The organism is Micromonospora sp. NPDC007220 (assembly GCF_040634035.1).
Classification (GTDB): Bacteria; Actinomycetota; Actinomycetes; order Mycobacteriales; family Micromonosporaceae; genus Micromonospora; species Micromonospora reichwaldensis.
On sequence record NZ_JBEYEU010000048.1, the window covers coordinates 1 to 17,639 of the forward strand.

Consider the following 17,639-nt stretch of genomic DNA (forward strand, 5'->3'; position numbering starts at 1 on the left):
CACCGACAACTGGCTGTCGGAGACCCAGGAACAGTTCTGCGGCCTGGAGTACGCCGACTGGAAGTCGTTGCTCACCGACGTCGGGTTCGAGATCGCCTGATCGCCCGCCGCCCGGTCAACACCTGACGGCCCCGGCCCGGACGTCCTGGCCGTCGCCGTCACCGGAGCCAGACCCTGCACAGCTACCACGCCCGGCAGGCCTCCACCGCGCCATCCTCATGATGCCGGCCGGAGTACTAGTCTGGGCGGCAAGGTGTTCGACCGCGACGCCTCATCCTCGGAAGGTGAAAACGTGGACCTGGAGAGGACCCGGCTGTTCGGCGTGGGAGAGTCGTACGGCTTCACCACCGCGGCGGGCCAGCGAGGCGCCGTGATCGTGCACTTCGACGGCCGACGCGACATCGTGCTCTACGACCCCAGCGACCCCGAACGGGTCAGGCACACGTTGACGCTGGAGGGCACGGAGCCGCGGACGATCGCGGAACTGCTCGGTCTGCCCCTGGTCATGGACCACCTGACGGAGCTGACGCCGCCGTTGGAAGGCGTCGAGACCGTACGCATGCCGGTTCCCGCCCGGTCGCCGTTCGTCGGGCGCCGGCTCGGTGAGACGCGGGCGCGGACCCGCACCGGCGCGTCGATCGTCGCGGTGGTCCGGGGCGATCACGTGATCCCCTCGCCGGACACCGACTTCACCATCCAGTCCGGTGATTCGCTGGTGGTCGTCGGCGACGGTGCCAGCCTCGTCAAGCTCCGCGAGCTCTTCACCAACGGCTGACGACCGCCGCCAACGGTGACGGGAGCATTGGCCACCCGCCGAACGCCCGTCTGGTGGTCCGGTCAGCGGGTCAGGCCGACCAGCGTCGCCAGGCGCGCCACGCCGGCCGGCGCCGGGTGGGCCCGGGCGACCTCGGCGACGACCGTACGCGCCAACGGCCGGCACCGGACCTCGGCGGGCGCGACGGCATCCGCGTGGACCAGGACCCGGCCCGCGCCGCACAGGTCGCCGACCTGGAGGTACGCCCGCGCGGCGTCCACGAGGTAGGCGGCCCGGTACTCGGCCGGCAGCCGCCGCCACGCCTCCTGCCGTACCGCCTGCTCGTGCCGGCGCACCGCCTCCCCGGCGTCCCCCCGCTCGAGAGCCGCGACCACCCGGGCCGCCTCGACGGTGCCCGGCCCGAAGCCGGTCCGGTGCGGGTCGTCACCGGCGACCCGCGCCGCCACCCGGGCGGCCCGCTCGACCAGCTCCTCGCTGCGGCCGGTGTCGCCGCAGCCGGCGGCGGCCAGCGCGGCCTGGATCAGCAGGGTCCCGTGCACCGGCTCCGACGCGGGCGCGACGCGACGCGCGGCGGCCAGCGTCGCCACCAGCGCCAGCCGGTCCCGGCCCAGCGCACGCAGCGCCTGACCGACCGCCACCGTCGCCGCCCCCGCCAGCACCGCATCGCCACCGGCCACCGCCACCGCCCGGTCGGCGGCCAGCCACCCCAGGTCGGCCTCGCCGAGCTTCACGAGCACCGCCGAGGTGATCCGGTACGCCTGCACCAGCAGCACCGGCTCCTGCGCCCGCACGCCCTGCGCGGCGTGCAGCAGAGGATGCGCCGGTTCGTCGCCGCCCTGACCGCAGCGACAGTCACGACGTTCGGTGCGGTGGCTATTGCCCCGGCACCCGCCCAGGCGGCAACCGGCTGGGACCTGACCGGCACTCCCGGTGACGTCGCCGGCGCCTGGGCGTACGGCACCTGGTGGTGGTCCGGCGGGCGCCTGTACGTGGAGGTGAAGGTCAAGGACACCAAATCCGACGGCTACGCGGCCGTCGTAAGCCTTACTGCCAGTTACAACGACGGCGGCACGCGGACCGAGGGCGTGGGGAACTCCAGCGGGGCCGGCAAGACCGTCACCAAAGAGTTCAATTTCGCCGGAAACGTCACGAGGATCACAGGGCAGGAGTGCCTCGTGAACAACAACACCAACTGCATCAACCTTTCTAGCGGCCGAATCTACTGACGCGAACCGTCCGACGACAACGGTAGGCAATGTGTGGGGTCGTCGTCTGCCGGCGGCGCCCCACACGCCAATCGGCGTCAACCAAGAACTGGCACTCCAGCAGGTGATCCGTTCTGGTCTGCGGTAACGGTGGTTCTGTCCATGGACGGCAAGCAGTCACCGTCGAGAGGTCGTGCGGAACAAACAGGATGCGGCCGTCGCTGCCGCGTTCGGAAACGCGGCCCTTCGCAACGCGGGTCGCCGCCTTCCCGGTGGCCGCCCGCGAACGACCACAGGGAAGCACCGGTCAACTGGCCTTGTAGGTGAGGTAGTAGCCCTTCGGCCAACTGTGGAAGTTGTTGAGCTCAGAGGCCTGACCGCTGCAGTCGGGGGTCCGGTAGCCGGGGACGCTCTGGAAGCCACCGCTCCAGGCCAGCAGCCAGGTCGCGTCGGCCGGGACCTGACGGCAGACGCCGTCAGGCGTGGCCTGCCTGCCGACCACCTCGGTCGGGTAGCTCGAGTAGAAGACCAGGCCCGCGTCGGGGCTCTGAAACGGCTCGCCAGCAGCGGCCGGTGACGCCGACAGCGTCGCGGTCAGCATGGCGAGCAGGGCGGCGGCGAGACCTGAGGCGATTCGGTAGGCGGACCTGCGCATGAGTGTCCTTCCGGGATGGTGCTCGGGGAGAGACCGAAGCTCGGCTCAACCCAGGACCAAACTTATCGGCGTCGATGCCACGATCCATCCAGGAAGTTTCTGTGTCAACCAAACAGAAACCGGATCCGAGCCTTCCTCATCACGATCACGCCTGTAGGCATCCGTGCCCTCGAAAGCGTCCACGCCGCGCGCCGGCAGCTCCTTCAACAGGCTCTCGAAGCCATCAACCCCGCGCACCTGGCCCAGGCCGTTCACGCCCTCGAGCGCATCGCACGCCACGCGGAGTGTGGACCGTAGAGTTGCGATCCTCGCCCAGCCCGAAGGCCGTGCCCTCCCTTGACAGGGAGAATCTATGGCTTCGAAGACATCAGAATGCCGCCGAAGTGGAGCACGGGTTCAGTGAACTCGCCCCCGCACGACGGACACCGAAGGGGCGCCCGCCTGGCGGCGGGTGCCCCTTCGCGAACATACGTGTCTAGTGACTACCGGAAGGTGACGTCACTTCTGTTGACCTTGCAGTTGGCGTCGTTCCAGCCCTCACCGAGGTAGCTGGGTTCGCTGCCCTTGGGCACACCCTTGTACTTGCCGCAGATGGTGGCCGAGCCGATTACGACCACGCGAGTGATCGTCGCGGTGTCGTTCCAGTTGCTGTTGATGCCGGCGAGCATGTCGATGTCGTCGACGAGGACGTTGTCGATACGCACGTGACGGGTGTGCGAGGTGGAGCAGTTGCCACAGCCCCGGTACAGCTTGCCGGACCCCTTGAGGTAGAAGCCGGAGATGCTGACCGTGCCGTTGCCGTTGTGCTGGAAGGTCTTGTCGCTGCCGTTGCGCGCGCCGCCACCGATGATGTAGGAGGTACCGCCGTTGGTCTGCTTGAAGGTGGCGGCGTCCTCACCAATGTCGTTCCACCACACGTTGCGGAGGGTGCAGGTGCCCTCGCAGTGCACGCCGTCACCGGCGGGCGAACCGAGGATGACGTTCTGCAGCGTGCCACCATTGGCGATCTTGAACATCGGGTCCTGCGACTCGCCCTGTCCACCGTCACCGATGCAGCAGTACGTCTTCATCCCGCCGTCGAAGGTGCCGGAGACGTTGACCGTGCCCGAGATGCTCACCGAGCCGGCCGACGACGGCCACGCACCAGTCGGCGTGCCTGGGTTGCTGGTCGGGCTAGCCGTCGGACTGCTGGTGGGGCCACTGGTCGGACTGGTGGTCGGGGTCGACCCGCCGCTGGAGTACGTCTCGAACTCGGCTATCCGTGGGGTGCCGGACGCGCTGGTGATGACGAAGGAGATCTTCTTCAGCGACGTCGAGGAGAAGTTGATGGTGCCTGGGGCGCTGCTGCCGCTGGCCAGGACGGAGCCCGTGTCGTGGTTCTTGAGCTGCCAGCCGCTGATCGAGCCGCCGCCCGAGGCCTGCACGATGGCGGCCGAGGACACCGTCGTGGCGCTGCCCCACTTGACCGAGACCGTGCCGGTCGAGCCGCTCGGCGACCAGTAGGTGCTGGGGTTGCCGTCGATGACGTTGCCATAGCTGGTACCACTGGCCTTGCTGGATCCGTCAGCGCTGGCGCCGAGGCTCAGGTTCGTGGCGGCCGAGGCGTTGGGAACCTGCAGCGCCAGGGCGACGACGGCACCTGCGACCGCAGTGGCACCACCGGCCAGCCACCGCGTGGCGACTTTGCGTCTCATCTGAGTTCACCTTTCAGGCATGAGCACGGGGACGGGAAAGCGCTTTCCGACAACGATAGAGACTGACCAATGAAGAGGCAAGGATCACTTCTTGTTGACGATCGCTTCCTGTGCGTAGTGCCATGCGGTGGTGACCCCGACGGCGGATCCGGCGGCGAGGCGGGTGTAGGTGTCACCGTTGCGCAGGTGGGCCGGGGCGTATCGCCCTGACCTGCAAGGTCAGGGCGAAAACGGCCAATGGATGGGCATGGGGTCGCACAGCAGGCAACCAGGCGCACGCGTGTCGGCGGTCGCCCAAGCCCTCGGGCAGCGCAGCCTAAGCCGACATCATCCTCGCCGGCTGACCACCGGCCCGATGCCGGGCGACGCCTTCACCCAGTTACGAGACGTCCCCTAGACCGGGACGAAGGTGGCGGCCAACACCCGCCAGTTGCCGTCCTCACGCACCCAGAGTCGGGTGTAGCGCAACCGCGCGGACATGGCGGCACCGCCCTGAACGGCATCCACCGCAGCGACCATGCGAGTCACCCCAGTCTGACCGTCTTCCTGAACGTCGAGCGACTCCTCCACCAGGCTGGTGATTCGCAGTGCACCGGAGCGGTAGCCCTCCAAGTCGTCTTCCTTCGTGAAGACCGTGCCGTCCGGTCCGGCACCCACGACCTGCGGGTGCAGTAGCGCGTCGAGGGACTCGACGTCGGCGGCGCGCTGGGCGGCTTGGAGTTGCCGTTCCGCGGCGAGGAGATCCATCCACCGATCCTCCGCAGCGCGCCGCAACAAGACAAGCGGGTTCGCTCGCGGCAGAACGGCGACGTCAGCCCGGTAGGGCGTTCACGGCACAACCGAACCTCGGCACGACCCTGGACGGCCCAACTGAGAGGGCCAATGGAGTCACGGTCGTCCGCCGAACGCCCACGCGTGGACCTCGATCTCGGCATACAGATCCGGGGTCAGTACGGCACGCGCCTCGTCCGGGTCCTCCGCCCGGACCAGCGCCGCCGTGCCCAGCCACCTGACACCGTCGTCCGACAGCAGCGGCCCGTACGCGATCAGGTCGTCCCGGTCCGCGCTCACGTCCAGGTCGGCGGCCTCCCCCGCCCCGAGGCCGAGCACCAGGTACCGGTCACCGCCCGTCCGGCCGCCGGGGAAGTCCCACATGGTGCGCCCCAGCGTGTTGTGCCACCGGCGCAGCAGCACGTCCCGGTACGCGCCGGCCTGGTAGTTGGGCTCGTCGAGGGCGAATGCCCGGGCGGCGGCGGGATCGGGCAGGTCGACGATGTGCACGCTGCCGGTCGGCGTCTTCCCGTCGGCGGCGAACGTCGGCCCACGGGCGATCATCCGCTCCGCGTACCGGTCCATGTAGGACCAGTGCTCCTCGCGCAGCTCCTCGCGCAGAGCCAGGGAGTCGCGCCGGTCGCGGTGGTAGCAGAAGAACTCCATACCGCAGATCCTGACGCCGGTGCCGAAACCCGGGGCGGGTGGGTGCCGCTTCCCGCGTGTGGCACCGGATCTGTCACCCGTCGGTCGTACGCTCGCCGTCATGACGACGATGGAGACCCACACCCTCGCCGCGCCCGGCGTCGACCTGGTCTACGACGTGCGCAGTCCACTGTCGGCCTCCGGCGGGCACCGCACGCTGCTCATGATCGGTCAACCGATGGCGGCGGAGGGCTTCAACGCGCTCGCGACCCACTTCACCGACCGGACGGTCGTCACCTACGACCCGCGCGGCCTGGGCCGCAGCGTCCGCAGCGACGGGCGGTCGGACCACACGCCGCAGCAGCAGGCAGCCGACCTGCACCTGCTGATCGAGGCGCTCGGCGCGGCTCCGGTCGACGTGTTCGCCAGCAGCGGCGGGGCGGTGACCGCGCTGGAGCTGGTCTCGGTCCACCCCGGCGACGTGGCGACGCTGGTGGCGCACGAGCCGCCGATCACCACCGTGCTGCCCGACGCCGCTGCGGCCGAGCGCGCCCAGGCCGCCGTCCACGAGGCGTACCAGGCGAAGGGCATGGGCGCGGGCATGGCCGCCTTCATGGCGTTGGTCTCCTGGCAGGGCGAGTTCACCGACGCCTACTTCGCCCAGCCCGCGCCCGACCCGGCGGCGTTCGGCCTGCCGACCGAGGACGACGGCTCCCGCGACGACCCGCTGCTGTCGAAGGCCTCCGGGACGGTCACCGACTACCGGCCCGACGCGGCGGCGCTCACGGCGGCGCCGACCCGGATCGTGATCGCGGTCGGCGAGGAGACGGAAGGGACCTACACGGCGCGTACGGCCGTCGCCACCGCGGCGCTGCTCGGCCAAGAGGCCGTGGTGTTCCCGAGCCACCATGGCGGCTTCCTCGACGGCGAGTTCGGCTACGCCGGCAAGCCCGCCGAGTTCGCGGCCAGGCTGCGCGAGGTGCTGGACGCCGGCTGACCGCCGACGGCGGGGGCGGGCCGGTCGCCGTCGGCAGCCGCCACCGCGCTGCCGGCGGCAAAGCGACGACGGGCGCCGCTCAGAGCGCCACGATCGCCGCCGTCTCCGCCGGCAGCTCGATGCGGTCACGCATCACCGTGACCCCTTCCCCCGTCGCGAGCAGCACCCGGCGCGCCACCCCCGGCAGAGTGATCCGCTGCGGCTTGGCGGCCAGGTTCGCCGCCACGAGGGTCCCGCCCCGGCGCATCACCAGGAACTGGTCGCCGGGGCGTACGTCCACGGCGTGCAGCCTCGGGTCGGACAGGTCGGGGCGGCTCTTGCGCAGCGCGATGAGCCGCTTGTGGAACTCGTACATCTCGCGGTGTTCGCGTTTGTCCAGCTCGGCCCAGTCGAGCCGGGAGCGGACGAAGGTCTGCGGGTCCTGCGGGTCCGGCACGTCGCCCTCCGGCCAGCCGTGCGCGGCGAACTCCCGCTTGCGTCCGGTGGCGACGGCGGTCGCCAGCTCCGGCTCGGGGTGGCTGGTGAAGAACTGCCACGGGGTGCTGGCGGCCCACTCCTCGCCCATGAACAGCATCGGGGTGAACGGGGCGGTGAACAGCAGCGTCGCGCCGACGCGCAGCAGCCCCGGGGGGAGGGTGGCGGAGATCCGGTCGCCGGTGGCCCGGTTGCCGATCTGGTCGTGGTTCTGCAGGTACGCGACGAACCGGTGGCCGGGGGTGCGCTGCCGGTCCACCGGCCGGCCGTGCTGGCGGTTGCGGAAGCTGGACCAGGTGCCGGCGTGGAAGAACCCGCCGGTGAGCACGTCGGTGAGGCATTCCAGCGAGCCGAAGTCGCCGTAGTAGCCCTGCCGCTCGCCGGTGAGCAGGGTGTGCAGGGCGTGGTGGGCGTCGTCGTTCCACTGGGCGTGCAGGCCGAAGCCGCCGGCCTCCCGGGGCGTGATCAGCCGGGGGTCGTTGAGGTCGGACTCGGCGATCAGCGACAGCGGCCGGCCGAGGTGGGTGGCGAGGGCCTCGACCTCGATGGCCACCTCCTCGAGCCAGGGTGTGGCGCGGGAGTCGGGCATGGCGTGCACGGCGTCGAGCCGCAGGCCGTCGACGTGGTAGTCGCGCAGCCACATCAGGATGCTGTCGACGATGTAGCGGCGCACGCCGTCGGAGTGCGGTCCGTCGAGGTTGACGGTGCGGCCCCAGGTGTTGCTCTGCTCGGTGAGGTACGGCGCGAACATCGGCGCGTAGGCCCCGGAGGGCCCGAAATGGTTGTAGACGACGTCGAGGATCACCCCCAGGCCCTTGGCGTGGGCGGCGTCGACCAGCCGTTTCAGGCCGTCCGGCCCGCCGTAGGGCTGGTGCGGGGCATACCAGCAGACCCCGTCGTAGCCCCAGTTGTGCTCGCCGTTGAAGGCGTTGACGGGCAGCAGCTCGATCATGTCGACGCCGAGGTCGACGAGGTGGTCGAGGCGGCCGATGGCGGCGTCGAAGGTGCCCTCGGGGGTGAAGGTGCCGACGTGCAGCTCGTAGAGGACGGCGCCGGGCAGCTGCCGGCCGGTCCAGGCCTGGTCGGTCCACTCGAACGCCGCGTGGTCGTAGCGCCGGCTCGGCCCGTGCACGCCCTCCGGCTGCCAGGGCGAGCGGGGGTCGGGCAGCGCCCGCTCGTCGTCGTCGAGCAGGAAGGCGTAGTCGGTGCCGGGGCCGGCGGCGGGCACCTCGACCCGCCACCAGCCGTCCGGGCCGGAGCGCATCTCGTGGTCGGCGACGCCCGGCAGGCGCAGCCGGACGCGGGCGGCCTGCGGCGCCCACACCGTGAACTCGGTCATGAAGCCTCCACGGACTCGGTGGTGGGAGCCAGCAGCGCGACGGGGTAGGTGGCCAGCAGGTCGGCCAGCGGGGTCTGCCCGCCACTGTAGGACCGGCCCGTGAACAGGTCGGTCACCTCGTGAACGGGAAGTGACAGAGTCGTGTCGCCCCAGCCGCCGGCGCGTGCCAGCCCGAGCGGCAGGCGGGTGGCGACCGCGACCGCGCCGCCCCGGTCGAAGGCGAGCGCGTGCCGCCCGGCGCGCCCGTGGGCCGGCACCGGCCGGTAGCCGGTGAACAGCTCCGGGCGGTCGCGGCGCAGCCGCAGGGTCCGCGACACCACGAGCAGCTTCGCCGCGCCGCCGGCGTCCACCGGCGGGAGCGGGCCGGCGTCGAGGCGGGCCAGCAGCTCCCGGCGTACGGCGAAGTCGACGGGACGGCGGTTGTCGGGGTCGACCAGCGAGTTGTCCCACAGCTCGGTGCCCTGGTAGGTGTCGGGCACCCCGGGCATGGCGAGCTGCACGAGCTTCTGCCCGAGCGAGTTGGACCAGCCGACGGGCGCGATCTCGGCGGCGAAGGCGGTCAGTTCGGCGTGCAGCTGCGCGTCGTCGTACATCGCGTCGACCACGTCGTGCATGGCCCGCTCGAAGACCGGGTCGGGGTCGGCCCAGCTCGTTGACGCCGACGCCTCCCGGGCGGCCTTCTCGACGTACGCGTGCAGCCGCTCCCGCTCGATCGGCCAGGCGCCGACGGCGGTCTGCCACAGCAGGTGCGCGAAGGCCGGGTCGGGCAGCGGCGCGCGGGCCGTCCACCGGGCGACCAGGTCGGCCCACCGCCCCGGCAGCTCGCTGAGCACGGCGAGGCGGGCCCGGACGTCCTCGGAGCGCTTGGTGTCGTGGGTGGAGAGGGTGGTCATGCTCGCCGGCCAGCGCACCTGCCGGGCGGCGGCGAAGCGGTGGAACTCGGCCGGCGGCACGCCGAAGTGCGCGGGGCTGCCGCCGACCTCGTTGAGCGCGACGAAGCGGCTCCACCGGTAGAAGGCGGTGTCCTCCACGCCCTTGGCCATGACCGCGCCGGTGAGCTGCGGGAAGCGCTTCGCCAGCTCGTCGTCGGGGTCGCGCAGCCGGCGCGTGAGCGCGTCCAGCACGGCGGTCAGGTCGGGGCGGCGGCGGCCGGCCTCGGCGCGGGCGGCGGCCAGGTGCCGGGCGCCGTGCGGCGGGTAGCCCCGGTAGACCGGGAACGCGGCGGCCAGCTCGGCCAGCGCCGCGCGGGCGGCGTCGTGCTCGACGTCGTCGGCGAGCGCGGCGAGGCGGGTCAGCTCGGCCGACAGCAGGCGGGTGGCCGCGGCGAGCTTGGTGTCGTGGGTGAGGTCCTGCCAGGAGGTGTGCCGGCCGACGAGGTGGGTGTCCAGGGCGGTGAAGTCGCCCTCCGCGTCGGGGTCGACGAAGAGCCCGCAGACGGCGGCGAGGGCGTCGTAGCCGGTGGTGCCCTCCACCGGCCAGTCCGGCAGCTCCTCGCCGTACTCCAGGATCTTCTCCACCACCAGCCACGCGTCGGGCGCGGCGGCGCGCAGCCGGGCCAGGTAGGCCGAGGGGTCGCGCAGCCCGTCCGGGTGGTCGACGCGGATGCCGTCGACCTCGCCGGCCGCCGCCCACCGCAGCACCAGCTCGTGGGTGGCGGCGAAGACCTCCGGGTCCTCCACCCGCAGCCCGGCCAGGTCCGAGACGGCGAAGAACCGGCGGTACGTCAGCTCGGTGTCGCCGCGCCGCCAGGAGACCAGCTCGTAGTGCTGCCGGTCGTGCACCTCGCGGGGGCTGCCGTCTCCCGTGTCGTCGGCGATCGGGAAGCGGTGCTCGTGGTAGCGCAGTTCCCCGTCGGCGAGCTTGAGGTCGTCGAGGGCGTCCGGGGTGTCGGCGAGCACCGGCAGCAGCAGCCGCCCCCGGTCCCAGTCGACGTCGAACCAACCGGCGTAGGCCGAGTCGCGGCCCCGGCGCAGCACGTCCCACCAGGCGGGGTTCGCGGCGGGCACGGCCACGCCGGCGTGGTTGGGCACGATGTCGACGACCATCCCGAGCCCGGCGGCGCGCAGTGCCCGCAGCAGCCGCTGCCGGGCCGCCTCGCCGCCCAGCTCGGGGTTGACGGCACGGTGGTCGACCACGTCGTAGCCGTGCGCGGAGCCGGGGGTGGCGGTGAGCAGGGGCGCGCTGTAGAGGTGCGTGACGCCGAGGCCGGCCAGGTAGTCGGCCAGCTCGGCGGTGGCGTCCAGGTCGAAGCCGGGGCGGACCTGCACCCGGTAGGTGGTGCCCACCCGGGGCGCGTCGGGTCGAGGGGTGCTCGACATGTCAGGCCTTCCTCTCCAGCACCACCACACACCGGTCGGGCACGCAGAGGGTGCCGCCCGCCTCGACGACCGTGGTCTTCTCCGGTTCCGGTTCCGCGGTGCTGATCACCACCTCCCAGCGCGGCCCGAACTCGGGGCCGGGCACGGTGAAGTCCAGCGGGGCGTCGTGGGCGTTGAAACAGAGCAGGAAGGAGGCGTCCAGGTGGCGCTGGCCGTACTGGCCGCGTTCGCGGATGCCCTCACCGTTGACGAAGAGCGCCACCGAGCGGCCGAAGTCGTTGCCCCAGTCCTCGCCGGTCATCTCCCGCCCGTCGGGGGTGTACCAGGCCAGGTCCGGCAGGGGCTCGTCGACGAGCCGGGAACGCACCGGCAGGCCGGTGAAGAAGCGCCGCCGGCGGAACACCTGGTGGCGGCGGCGGAAGTCGACCAGCTTGCGGGTGAACTCCAGCAGGTCGGCGTCGGCGGCGTCCCAGTCGACCCAGGCCAGCTCGCTGTCCTGGCAGTAGGCGTTGTTGTTGCCGCGCTGGGTGCGGCCCAGCTCGTCGCCGTGGCCGATCATCGGCACGCCCTGGGAGAGCACGAGGGTGGCCAGGAAGTTGCGCCGCTGCCGGGCCCGCAGGGCGCGTACCGCCTCGTCGTCGGTGTCGCCCTCGACGCCGCAGTTCCAGGACCGGTTGTGGCCCTCCCCGTCGCGGTTCTCCTCGCCGTTGGCCTCGTTGTGCTTGTCGTTGTACGACACCAGGTCACGCAGCGTGAACCCGTCGTGGCAGGTGACGAAGTTGATGCTGTGGAACGGGCGGCGCCCGTCGTCCTGGTAGAGGTCGGCGGAGCCGGAGATGCGGGAGGCGAACTCGGCGAGGGTGGCCGGCTCGCCGCGCCAGAAGTCGCGCACGGTGTCGCGGTACTTGCCGTTCCACTCGGTCCACACCGGCGGGAAGTTGCCGACCTGGTAGCCGCCCGGCCCGACGTCCCACGGCTCGGCGATGAGCTTGACCTGGCTGACCACCGGGTCCTGCTGCACCACCTCGAAGAAGGTGGAGAGGCGGTCGACCTCGTAGAACTCGCGGGCGAGGGTGGCGGCGAGGTCGAAGCGGAACCCGTCGACGTGCATCTCGGTCACCCAGTACCGCAGCGAGTCCATGATCAGCTGGAGCGAGTGCGGGCTGCGTACGTTGAGGCTGTTGCCGGTGCCGGTGTAGTCGACGTAGTAGCGGCGGTCCTCCTCGCTGAGCCGGTAGTAGCTGGGGTTGTCGACGCCCTTGAAGCTCAGCGTCGGGCCGAGGTGGTTGCCCTCGGCGGTGTGGTTGTAGACCACGTCGAGGATGACCTCGATGCCGGCGGCGTGCAGCGCCTTGACCATGCCCCGGAACTCCTGCACCTGCTGGCCGAGGTGCCCGAGCGCCGAGTAGCCGTGGTGCGGGGCGAAGAAGCCGATGGTGTTGTAGCCCCAGTAGTTGCGCAGCCCCAGGTCGGCCAGCCGGTGGTCGTGCACGAACTGGTGCACCGGCATCAGCTCGACGGCGGTCACGCCGAGCTTCGTCAGGTGCTCGATCATCGGCGGGGAGGCCAGGCCGGCGTACGTGCCGCGCAGCTCGTCGGGGATGTCCGGGTGGCGCATCGTCAGGCCGCGCACGTGCGCCTCGTAGATCACCGAGTGGTGGTACGGGATGCGGGGCGGGGAGTCGTTGCCCCAGTCGAAGTACGGGTTCACCACCACCGACTTCGGCATGAACGGCGCCGAGTCGGTGGTGTTCATCCGCTCCGGGTCGCCGTGCTCGTAGTCGTAGACGGCCGGGTCCCACCGCACGTCGCCGTCGATCGCCTTGGCGTACGGGTCGAGCAGCAGCTTGGCCGGGTTGCAGCGCAGCCCGTTCGCCGGATCGTACTGGCCGTGCACGCGGTAGCCGTAGCGCTGCCCCGGCTCGATGCCGGGGATGTACGCGTGCCAGACGTACGCGTCGACCTCGCGCAGCTCGATCCGCCGCTCGGCCCCGGTGTCCCACTCGTCGAACAGGCACAGCTCGACCCGCTCGGCCACCTCGGAGAAGATGGCGAAGTTGGTGCCCATCCCGTCGTAGGTGGCCCCCAGGGGGTACCGCTCACCCGGCCAGACCTGCATGTCGCTCCCTTTGCGCAAGATCATGAGCGCGCACCGCACCATGAGCGCACCACACGACGGGGCCGGGTGGCGCGCGTGCGGGTATTGCCCCACGCGCTCCGCCGCCAATCCACCCGATCGGAGGATGACCGTAATGCACCCGGCTGATAGCGGGTGAACGTTTCGACGCCCCCGGTCACCGTGGCCCCGCAGTCGGTCCGGAACGGATCATGCTTGCGGTCACCATCTTGCGTCCGCACTGGTCAAGTCGATGATCATCGGACAGACTCGCAGGATCCGGCGGGGGACGAGGTCCGGGGGGGGTGTGCGTGCGGGTGCTCCTGGTCGAAGACGACCTACGCGTGGCGTCTGCCCTCGCCAAGGCGCTGCGCCGTCGGGGACACGAGGTGGTGTCGGCGCTGACGGCCGCCGAGGCGATCCGGGCCGACGCCGTCGACCTCGTCCTGCTGGACCTCAACCTGCCCGACCGGGACGGCCTGGAGGTCTGCCGGCGGCTGCGGCAGGTCGACGAGGACGTCGCGATCATCGCGGTCAGCGCCCGCGCCGAGGAGTACGACCGGGTGGCCGGCCTGCGGGCCGGCGCCGACGACTATGTCGTCAAGCCGTTCTCGATGGTGGAGTTGCAGGCCCGCATCGAGGCGGTGATGCGCCGCACCGCCCGCAGCACCCGGGGCACCCGCAGCACGGGCGAGCTGCGGGCCGGCAGGCTGCGCATCGACGTGCACGCCCGGCAGGTCTGGGTGGGCGACCGGGAGGTCAACCTCGCCCGCAAGGAGTTCGACCTGCTGGTGGCGCTCGCCCGGCAGGCCGGCACGGTGGTGCCCCGGGACCGCTTGCAGCTGGACGTCTGGCAGACCACCTGGGGCACCCGACACAACCTCGACGTGCACGTCGCGGCCCTGCGGGGCAAGCTCGACGACGCCGGCCTGGTCGAGACGGTGCGCGGCGTCGGCTACCGGTTGCGTACCGGGTGAGGACCCTTGGTGACCTGAACCGCGACCCGCGTCCCGGTTACCGCGTCGGGAATCTCAGGTGATCCTCAAGAATCGCAGGCTGCCCGCCACCGGTGGGCCGAGTACGGGTGTGCTGGGCGCACCCAGCCATCCCTCCTGTTTGGAGATCCTTTTGAGATACAGACGGACAACGGCCGGTGTGTTCTCCGCGCTGCTCGCCGCCGCCCTCGTGGCGACGGCGGTGCCCGCGCAGGCGCAGGGGCAGCCGACCGCGGCCCTGCAGCAGGCGGAGCCGAACCAGGTGCAGGGCCTCACGGTCGTGCAGGGTGACGGGTACGCCACGCTGGCGTGGACCCGGGTGGAAGGGGCCACCGACTACCAGATCGAGCGGACCCCGCTCGCCACGGACGGCACGCCCGGCACGCCGGTCATCGCCGGTGTGTGGCGCCCGAACCGGCAGGTCAACAACGACGAGCCGACCTTCGCCGACGCCGGCTTCGCCCCCGGCAACGGCTTCCAGTGGCGGGTACGGGCCCGCTTCGGCACCGAGGTCCAGCCCTACTCGGCGCCGGTCAGCGGCACCACCCGCGGCCACTGGGGCGACCCGGGCACCCCGGGTGAGAACCTGCGCACCCAGTGGGAGGAGACGCTGGGCGCGCAGTACACCAGCGACGTCAACGAGTACGCGTACACCGCCGCGCTCGACGGGGCCAGCGACCGGGTCCGCGTCGTCGAGATCGGCCGTACCGTCCTGAACCGGCCGATCAACATGCTGGTCATCGGCTACCCCCGGCCGGCGGCGACGCCGGAGGCGGTGGCCGCGACCAACCCGCTGATGGTCAACTGCAACGTGCACGGCAACGAGCCCGGTGACCGCGAGGCCTGCCTGATCATGGCCCGGCAGCTCGCCTTCACCAAGGACGCCAAGACCCTCGACCTGCTGTCGAAGACCACCATGCTCATCGTGCCGACGCTCAACGGCGACGGGCGGGCGGCCAACTCCCGGGGCAACTCCACCGGCCAGGACCTCAACCGGGACCACTCGCTGATCCGCCAGCCGGAGACCCGCGCCCTCGCCGAGATGGTGCGCGACTACCGGCCGATCGCCGGTTACGACGGCCACGAGTACGGCAACACCAACACCGGTGACCTGCCGATGCTGCCGCCGCGGCACCAGAACGTGGCGCAGGGCATCTTCGACGAGTCGCAGAAGATGATCGAGGGCCACATGTACACCGAGGGCGCCCGGGACGGCTGGTGGGCCTGTCCGTACGGGTGCACCACCGGGGCCAACGTGGGGCTGAGCGAGGAGACCATCCTGCGCAACACCCTCGGCCTGAAGAACGTGGTCAACTCCCTGCTGGAGCTGCGCAGCTCCGGTGGCCCGACCCGGCCCGACGAGTCCAACACCGCGAACAACCGCCGGCGCAAGACCTACTCCGCGCTGTGGACGTTCAACCAGTTCCTCACGTACCACGGCGCCAGCGTCAAGGGCATCACCAAGGCCCGTGCCGAGGGGATCCTGTCGCAGTCCGCCAACGAGGGACGCATCGTGTTCCGGGGCTCCCGCAAGATCGAGGCGTACCCCGCCCCGCACCCGGGTGAGGCCCCGCCGCCCGCGGACGCCCCCACCCCGGAGCGGATCCTCGAGCAGGCGCCGTGCGCGTACCGGCTGACCGAGGAGCAGTACCACGGCGAGCGCACCGACGGCCCGACCGGCCAGCGCACCACCGTGGCCCAGCGGCTCGCCGCCCACGGCTGGAAGGTGATCAAGGTCGGCGACAGCTACCTGGTTCCGCTGTCCCAGCCGCAGCGGGGCCTGATCCCGCTGCTGCTCGACGAGCAGGCCGTGGAGGGCCTGGTCGCCGGCGAGCGGGTCGCCCCCACCCTGACCGGTACCCGCAACGGCCCGCTGGTCGTCTCCGGCGTCGCCTGCCTGGACGGGGCCACCGTCCGGGGTCCGATCCGGGTTCAGCCCGGCGCCGTGCTGATCGTCAACGGCAGCTCGATCAACGGTCCCGTCGACGCCACCGGCGCCGCCGGGTTCGTCGTGACCGACAGCAAGGTCAACGGCCCGGTGCGCGCCACCGGCACCCAGGGCCCGGTCGTGGTGGTCGGCAACACGCTGACCGGCCCGGTCGGCGTGGTCAACGGCAAGACCGTGGCCCCGCTGGTGGCGGGCAACACCGTCAACGGCCCGCTGGACTGCACCGGCAACTCCCCGGCACCGACGAACCTGGAGGTCGCCAACTCCGTGAATGGTCCGAAGTTCGGCCAGTGCGTCCAGCTGTGACCTGCTGAGTCCCCCGCCGAGGTGCCGGCAGGTCGGCCCACCGCCGACCTGCCGGCACCTGCCGTACCGGTACTGGAGTGGAGAGACCGTGTCCCAGACCCTCATCCCCGGCCCCCCGCCCCGGGCCGCCCGCCGTCGGCGGGCGGCGGCCGGGGCGGCCCTGGCCCTCCTGGTCGCGGTGACCGGATGCACCGGCTCGCAGGAGTCCCCCGCCGCGGCCGACCGCACCGGCGACGGCACACCGGTCGCGGTCACGGGACCGCTGTGCGACGCGCTGCCCTCGGGGACCGAGCCGGGTAGTCCGGGCTCGCTGGTGGACCGGTCCCCCGCCCAGGCCCTGACCTGGATTCCCGTGCTCACCACGTTCGAGGCGGCGGTGCGGGCCACCGGAATGACCGAGGAGCTGTCCGTCGCGGGCGGGCTCACCATCCTCGCCCCCACCGACGACGCCTTCCGGGCCAGGTTCTCCACCGCCAACCTGGACCAACTGCTGCTCAAGGACACCGCGACGCTGCGCGGGCTGCTGAGGGAGCACCTGGTCGCCGGGGCTCGCCCGGTCGCCGACCTGGCGTCCGCCGGCACCGTCACCACCCTGGCGGGTACCACCCTCGCCGTCGCCACGGCCGGGTCGGGCGTCCGGCTGGCCGACCGGGCCGAGACGATCTGCGCCGACTACCGGGCCGGCGGCGCCCGGATCCACGTCATCGACAAGGTGCTCGGCAACCTGCCGGAGACCGCCCACGAGGAGGACCACGCCCACTGAGCGGTGCCGCCCGACGGACGGCCGCCGACCCCGTACAAGGGGGTCGGCGGCCGTCGCCGTCCCAGGGGCGGTCGCCCCAGGTCCCGCCGCCTCCGCACCCGGTGGGCCGACGACCGGATTCCGCCCGACTGACACGAACCGGCACTTTCAGGTGTCCTCCGTCACCTTGGCCCCTTTCGAGATGCGGGATCGGTCGGGATGCCCTTTGCTTGTTCCCGGGGCGCGCCCGCGCGTCCCGGCCCGGCCATTCGGCCATCCCTCAGCACCGTTCCGCCGCCACCGCTGCCGGCGCGTCCCACCATGCACGGACGGAGATCGATTGTGACGACCCTGCGGGTCGACGAGCAGCCCACCAGCACCCCGGGCCGGGTCCACCGGCCCACCCTCACCTCCCGGCCCCAGGTCCCGGCGCAGACCGGAACGACGGGCACGCCCCCGCAGACCCGCCGCATCCTCATGCTCTCCTGGGAGTACCCGCCGGTCCTCGTCGGCGGCCTCGGCCGGCACGTGCACGCCCTCTCCGTCGCCCTCGCCGCCGCCGGCCACGAAGTCACCGTCGTCACCCGCCACACCGACGGCGCACCCCTCGAGGAGTACGCCGACGGCGTCCGCATCGTCCGCGCCGCCGAAGACCCCGT

At 71.8% G+C, this 17,639-nt stretch carries 16 protein-coding genes and 1 pseudogene; 7 read left to right on the forward strand and 10 right to left on the reverse strand.

Annotation, left to right across the window (positions count from 1 at the left end; genetic code table 11):
* Nucleotides 1-292 precede the first annotated feature (292 nt).
* The gene (locus tag ABZ573_RS32170; protein ID WP_151453887.1) at nucleotides 293-775 is read left to right on the forward strand and encodes a TrkA C-terminal domain-containing protein; all 483 of its coding nucleotides are present in this window, start codon (nucleotides 293-295) and stop codon (nucleotides 773-775) included.
* 62 nt (nucleotides 776-837) lie between these two features.
* Here the strand turns inward: ABZ573_RS32170 and ABZ573_RS32175 are convergent, their stop codons facing one another.
* Nucleotides 838-1,566 carry a hypothetical protein gene (locus tag ABZ573_RS32175; protein WP_358122845.1) on the reverse strand — a complete coding sequence of 243 codons (729 nt, stop codon included), beginning with the start codon at nucleotides 1,564-1,566 and terminating at the stop codon, nucleotides 838-840.
* Nucleotides 1,567-1,578: 12 nt separating this feature from the next.
* Between ABZ573_RS32175 and ABZ573_RS32180 the strand changes: the two genes are divergently transcribed.
* On the forward strand, nucleotides 1,579-2,001 hold the full coding sequence (locus tag ABZ573_RS32180; protein WP_327028120.1) for a hypothetical protein: 423 nt from the start codon (nucleotides 1,579-1,581) through the stop codon (nucleotides 1,999-2,001).
* Nucleotides 2,002-2,287: 286 nt separating this feature from the next.
* Here ABZ573_RS32180 and ABZ573_RS32185 read toward each other — a convergent pair whose 3' ends face one another.
* The 6 genes and pseudogenes from ABZ573_RS32185 to ABZ573_RS32210 all read right to left on the reverse strand — a co-directional run bounded on the left by ABZ573_RS32185 (nucleotide 2,288) and on the right by ABZ573_RS32210 (nucleotide 5,766).
* Nucleotides 2,288-2,635: a hypothetical protein gene (locus ABZ573_RS32185; protein WP_358122847.1), complete on the reverse strand. Its 348-nt coding sequence runs from the start codon at nucleotides 2,633-2,635 to the stop codon at nucleotides 2,288-2,290.
* A gap of 45 nt (nucleotides 2,636-2,680) precedes the next feature.
* On the reverse strand, nucleotides 2,681-2,890 hold the full coding sequence (locus tag ABZ573_RS32190) for a hypothetical protein (RefSeq protein WP_358122849.1): 210 nt from the start codon (nucleotides 2,888-2,890) through the stop codon (nucleotides 2,681-2,683).
* 227 nt (nucleotides 2,891-3,117) lie between these two features.
* Nucleotides 3,118-4,329 carry a pectate lyase gene (locus tag ABZ573_RS32195; RefSeq protein WP_358122851.1) on the reverse strand — a complete coding sequence of 404 codons (1,212 nt, stop codon included), beginning with the start codon at nucleotides 4,327-4,329 and terminating at the stop codon, nucleotides 3,118-3,120.
* 99 nt (nucleotides 4,330-4,428) lie between these two features.
* Nucleotides 4,429-4,521, reverse strand: a pseudogene (locus ABZ573_RS32200) (IS5/IS1182 family transposase); the annotation flags it as partial.
* Nucleotides 4,522-4,722: 201 nt separating this feature from the next.
* Nucleotides 4,723-5,076, reverse strand: coding sequence for a nuclear transport factor 2 family protein (locus ABZ573_RS32205; protein ID WP_151453889.1), 354 nt, complete (start codon nucleotides 5,074-5,076; stop codon nucleotides 4,723-4,725).
* A gap of 141 nt (nucleotides 5,077-5,217) precedes the next feature.
* Nucleotides 5,218-5,766 (reverse strand): YciI family protein, encoded by a 549-nt coding sequence (locus ABZ573_RS32210; RefSeq protein WP_358122853.1) that lies wholly within the window; start codon nucleotides 5,764-5,766, stop codon nucleotides 5,218-5,220.
* Between the two features lie 100 nt (nucleotides 5,767-5,866).
* Here ABZ573_RS32210 and ABZ573_RS32215 point away from each other — a divergent pair, with 100 nt between their 5' ends.
* A complete protein-coding gene (locus ABZ573_RS32215; RefSeq protein WP_327028114.1) occupies nucleotides 5,867-6,742 on the forward strand; it encodes an alpha/beta hydrolase in 876 nt (291 codons plus the stop codon).
* A 79-nt stretch (nucleotides 6,743-6,821) separates the two neighbouring features.
* Here ABZ573_RS32215 and treZ read toward each other — a convergent pair whose 3' ends face one another.
* The 3 genes from treZ to glgX are packed head-to-tail and all read right to left on the reverse strand — an operon-like array spanning nucleotide 6,822 to nucleotide 12,992.
* Nucleotides 6,822-8,555, reverse strand: a complete 1,734-nt coding sequence (treZ, locus tag ABZ573_RS32220) for a malto-oligosyltrehalose trehalohydrolase (protein WP_358122856.1) — start codon at nucleotides 8,553-8,555, stop codon at nucleotides 6,822-6,824.
* Entirely contained in the window at nucleotides 8,552-10,873 is a 2,322-nt protein-coding gene (gene treY / locus ABZ573_RS32225) for a malto-oligosyltrehalose synthase (protein ID WP_358122858.1), read from the reverse strand. Before treY ends, treZ begins: the two co-directional genes overlap by 4 nt.
* A 1-nt stretch (nucleotide 10,874) precedes the next feature.
* Nucleotides 10,875-12,992 (reverse strand): glycogen debranching protein GlgX, encoded by a 2,118-nt coding sequence (gene glgX / locus ABZ573_RS32230; RefSeq protein WP_358122866.1) that lies wholly within the window; start codon nucleotides 12,990-12,992, stop codon nucleotides 10,875-10,877.
* A gap of 308 nt (nucleotides 12,993-13,300) precedes the next feature.
* Between glgX and ABZ573_RS32235 the strand changes: the two genes are divergently transcribed.
* The 4 genes from ABZ573_RS32235 to ABZ573_RS32250 all read left to right on the forward strand — a co-directional run.
* On the forward strand, nucleotides 13,301-13,966 hold the full coding sequence (locus ABZ573_RS32235; protein ID WP_327028111.1) for a response regulator transcription factor: 666 nt from the start codon (nucleotides 13,301-13,303) through the stop codon (nucleotides 13,964-13,966).
* A gap of 151 nt (nucleotides 13,967-14,117) precedes the next feature.
* Nucleotides 14,118-16,238: a M14 family metallocarboxypeptidase gene (locus ABZ573_RS32240; RefSeq protein WP_358122860.1), complete on the forward strand. Its 2,121-nt coding sequence runs from the start codon at nucleotides 14,118-14,120 to the stop codon at nucleotides 16,236-16,238.
* Between the two features lie 88 nt (nucleotides 16,239-16,326).
* The gene (locus ABZ573_RS32245; protein WP_358122862.1) at nucleotides 16,327-17,001 is read left to right on the forward strand and encodes a fasciclin domain-containing protein; all 675 of its coding nucleotides are present in this window, start codon (nucleotides 16,327-16,329) and stop codon (nucleotides 16,999-17,001) included.
* A gap of 321 nt (nucleotides 17,002-17,322) precedes the next feature.
* The coding region (locus ABZ573_RS32250) for a glycogen/starch synthase (RefSeq protein ID WP_358122864.1) at nucleotides 17,323-17,639 on the forward strand (317 nt) is incomplete at its 3' end.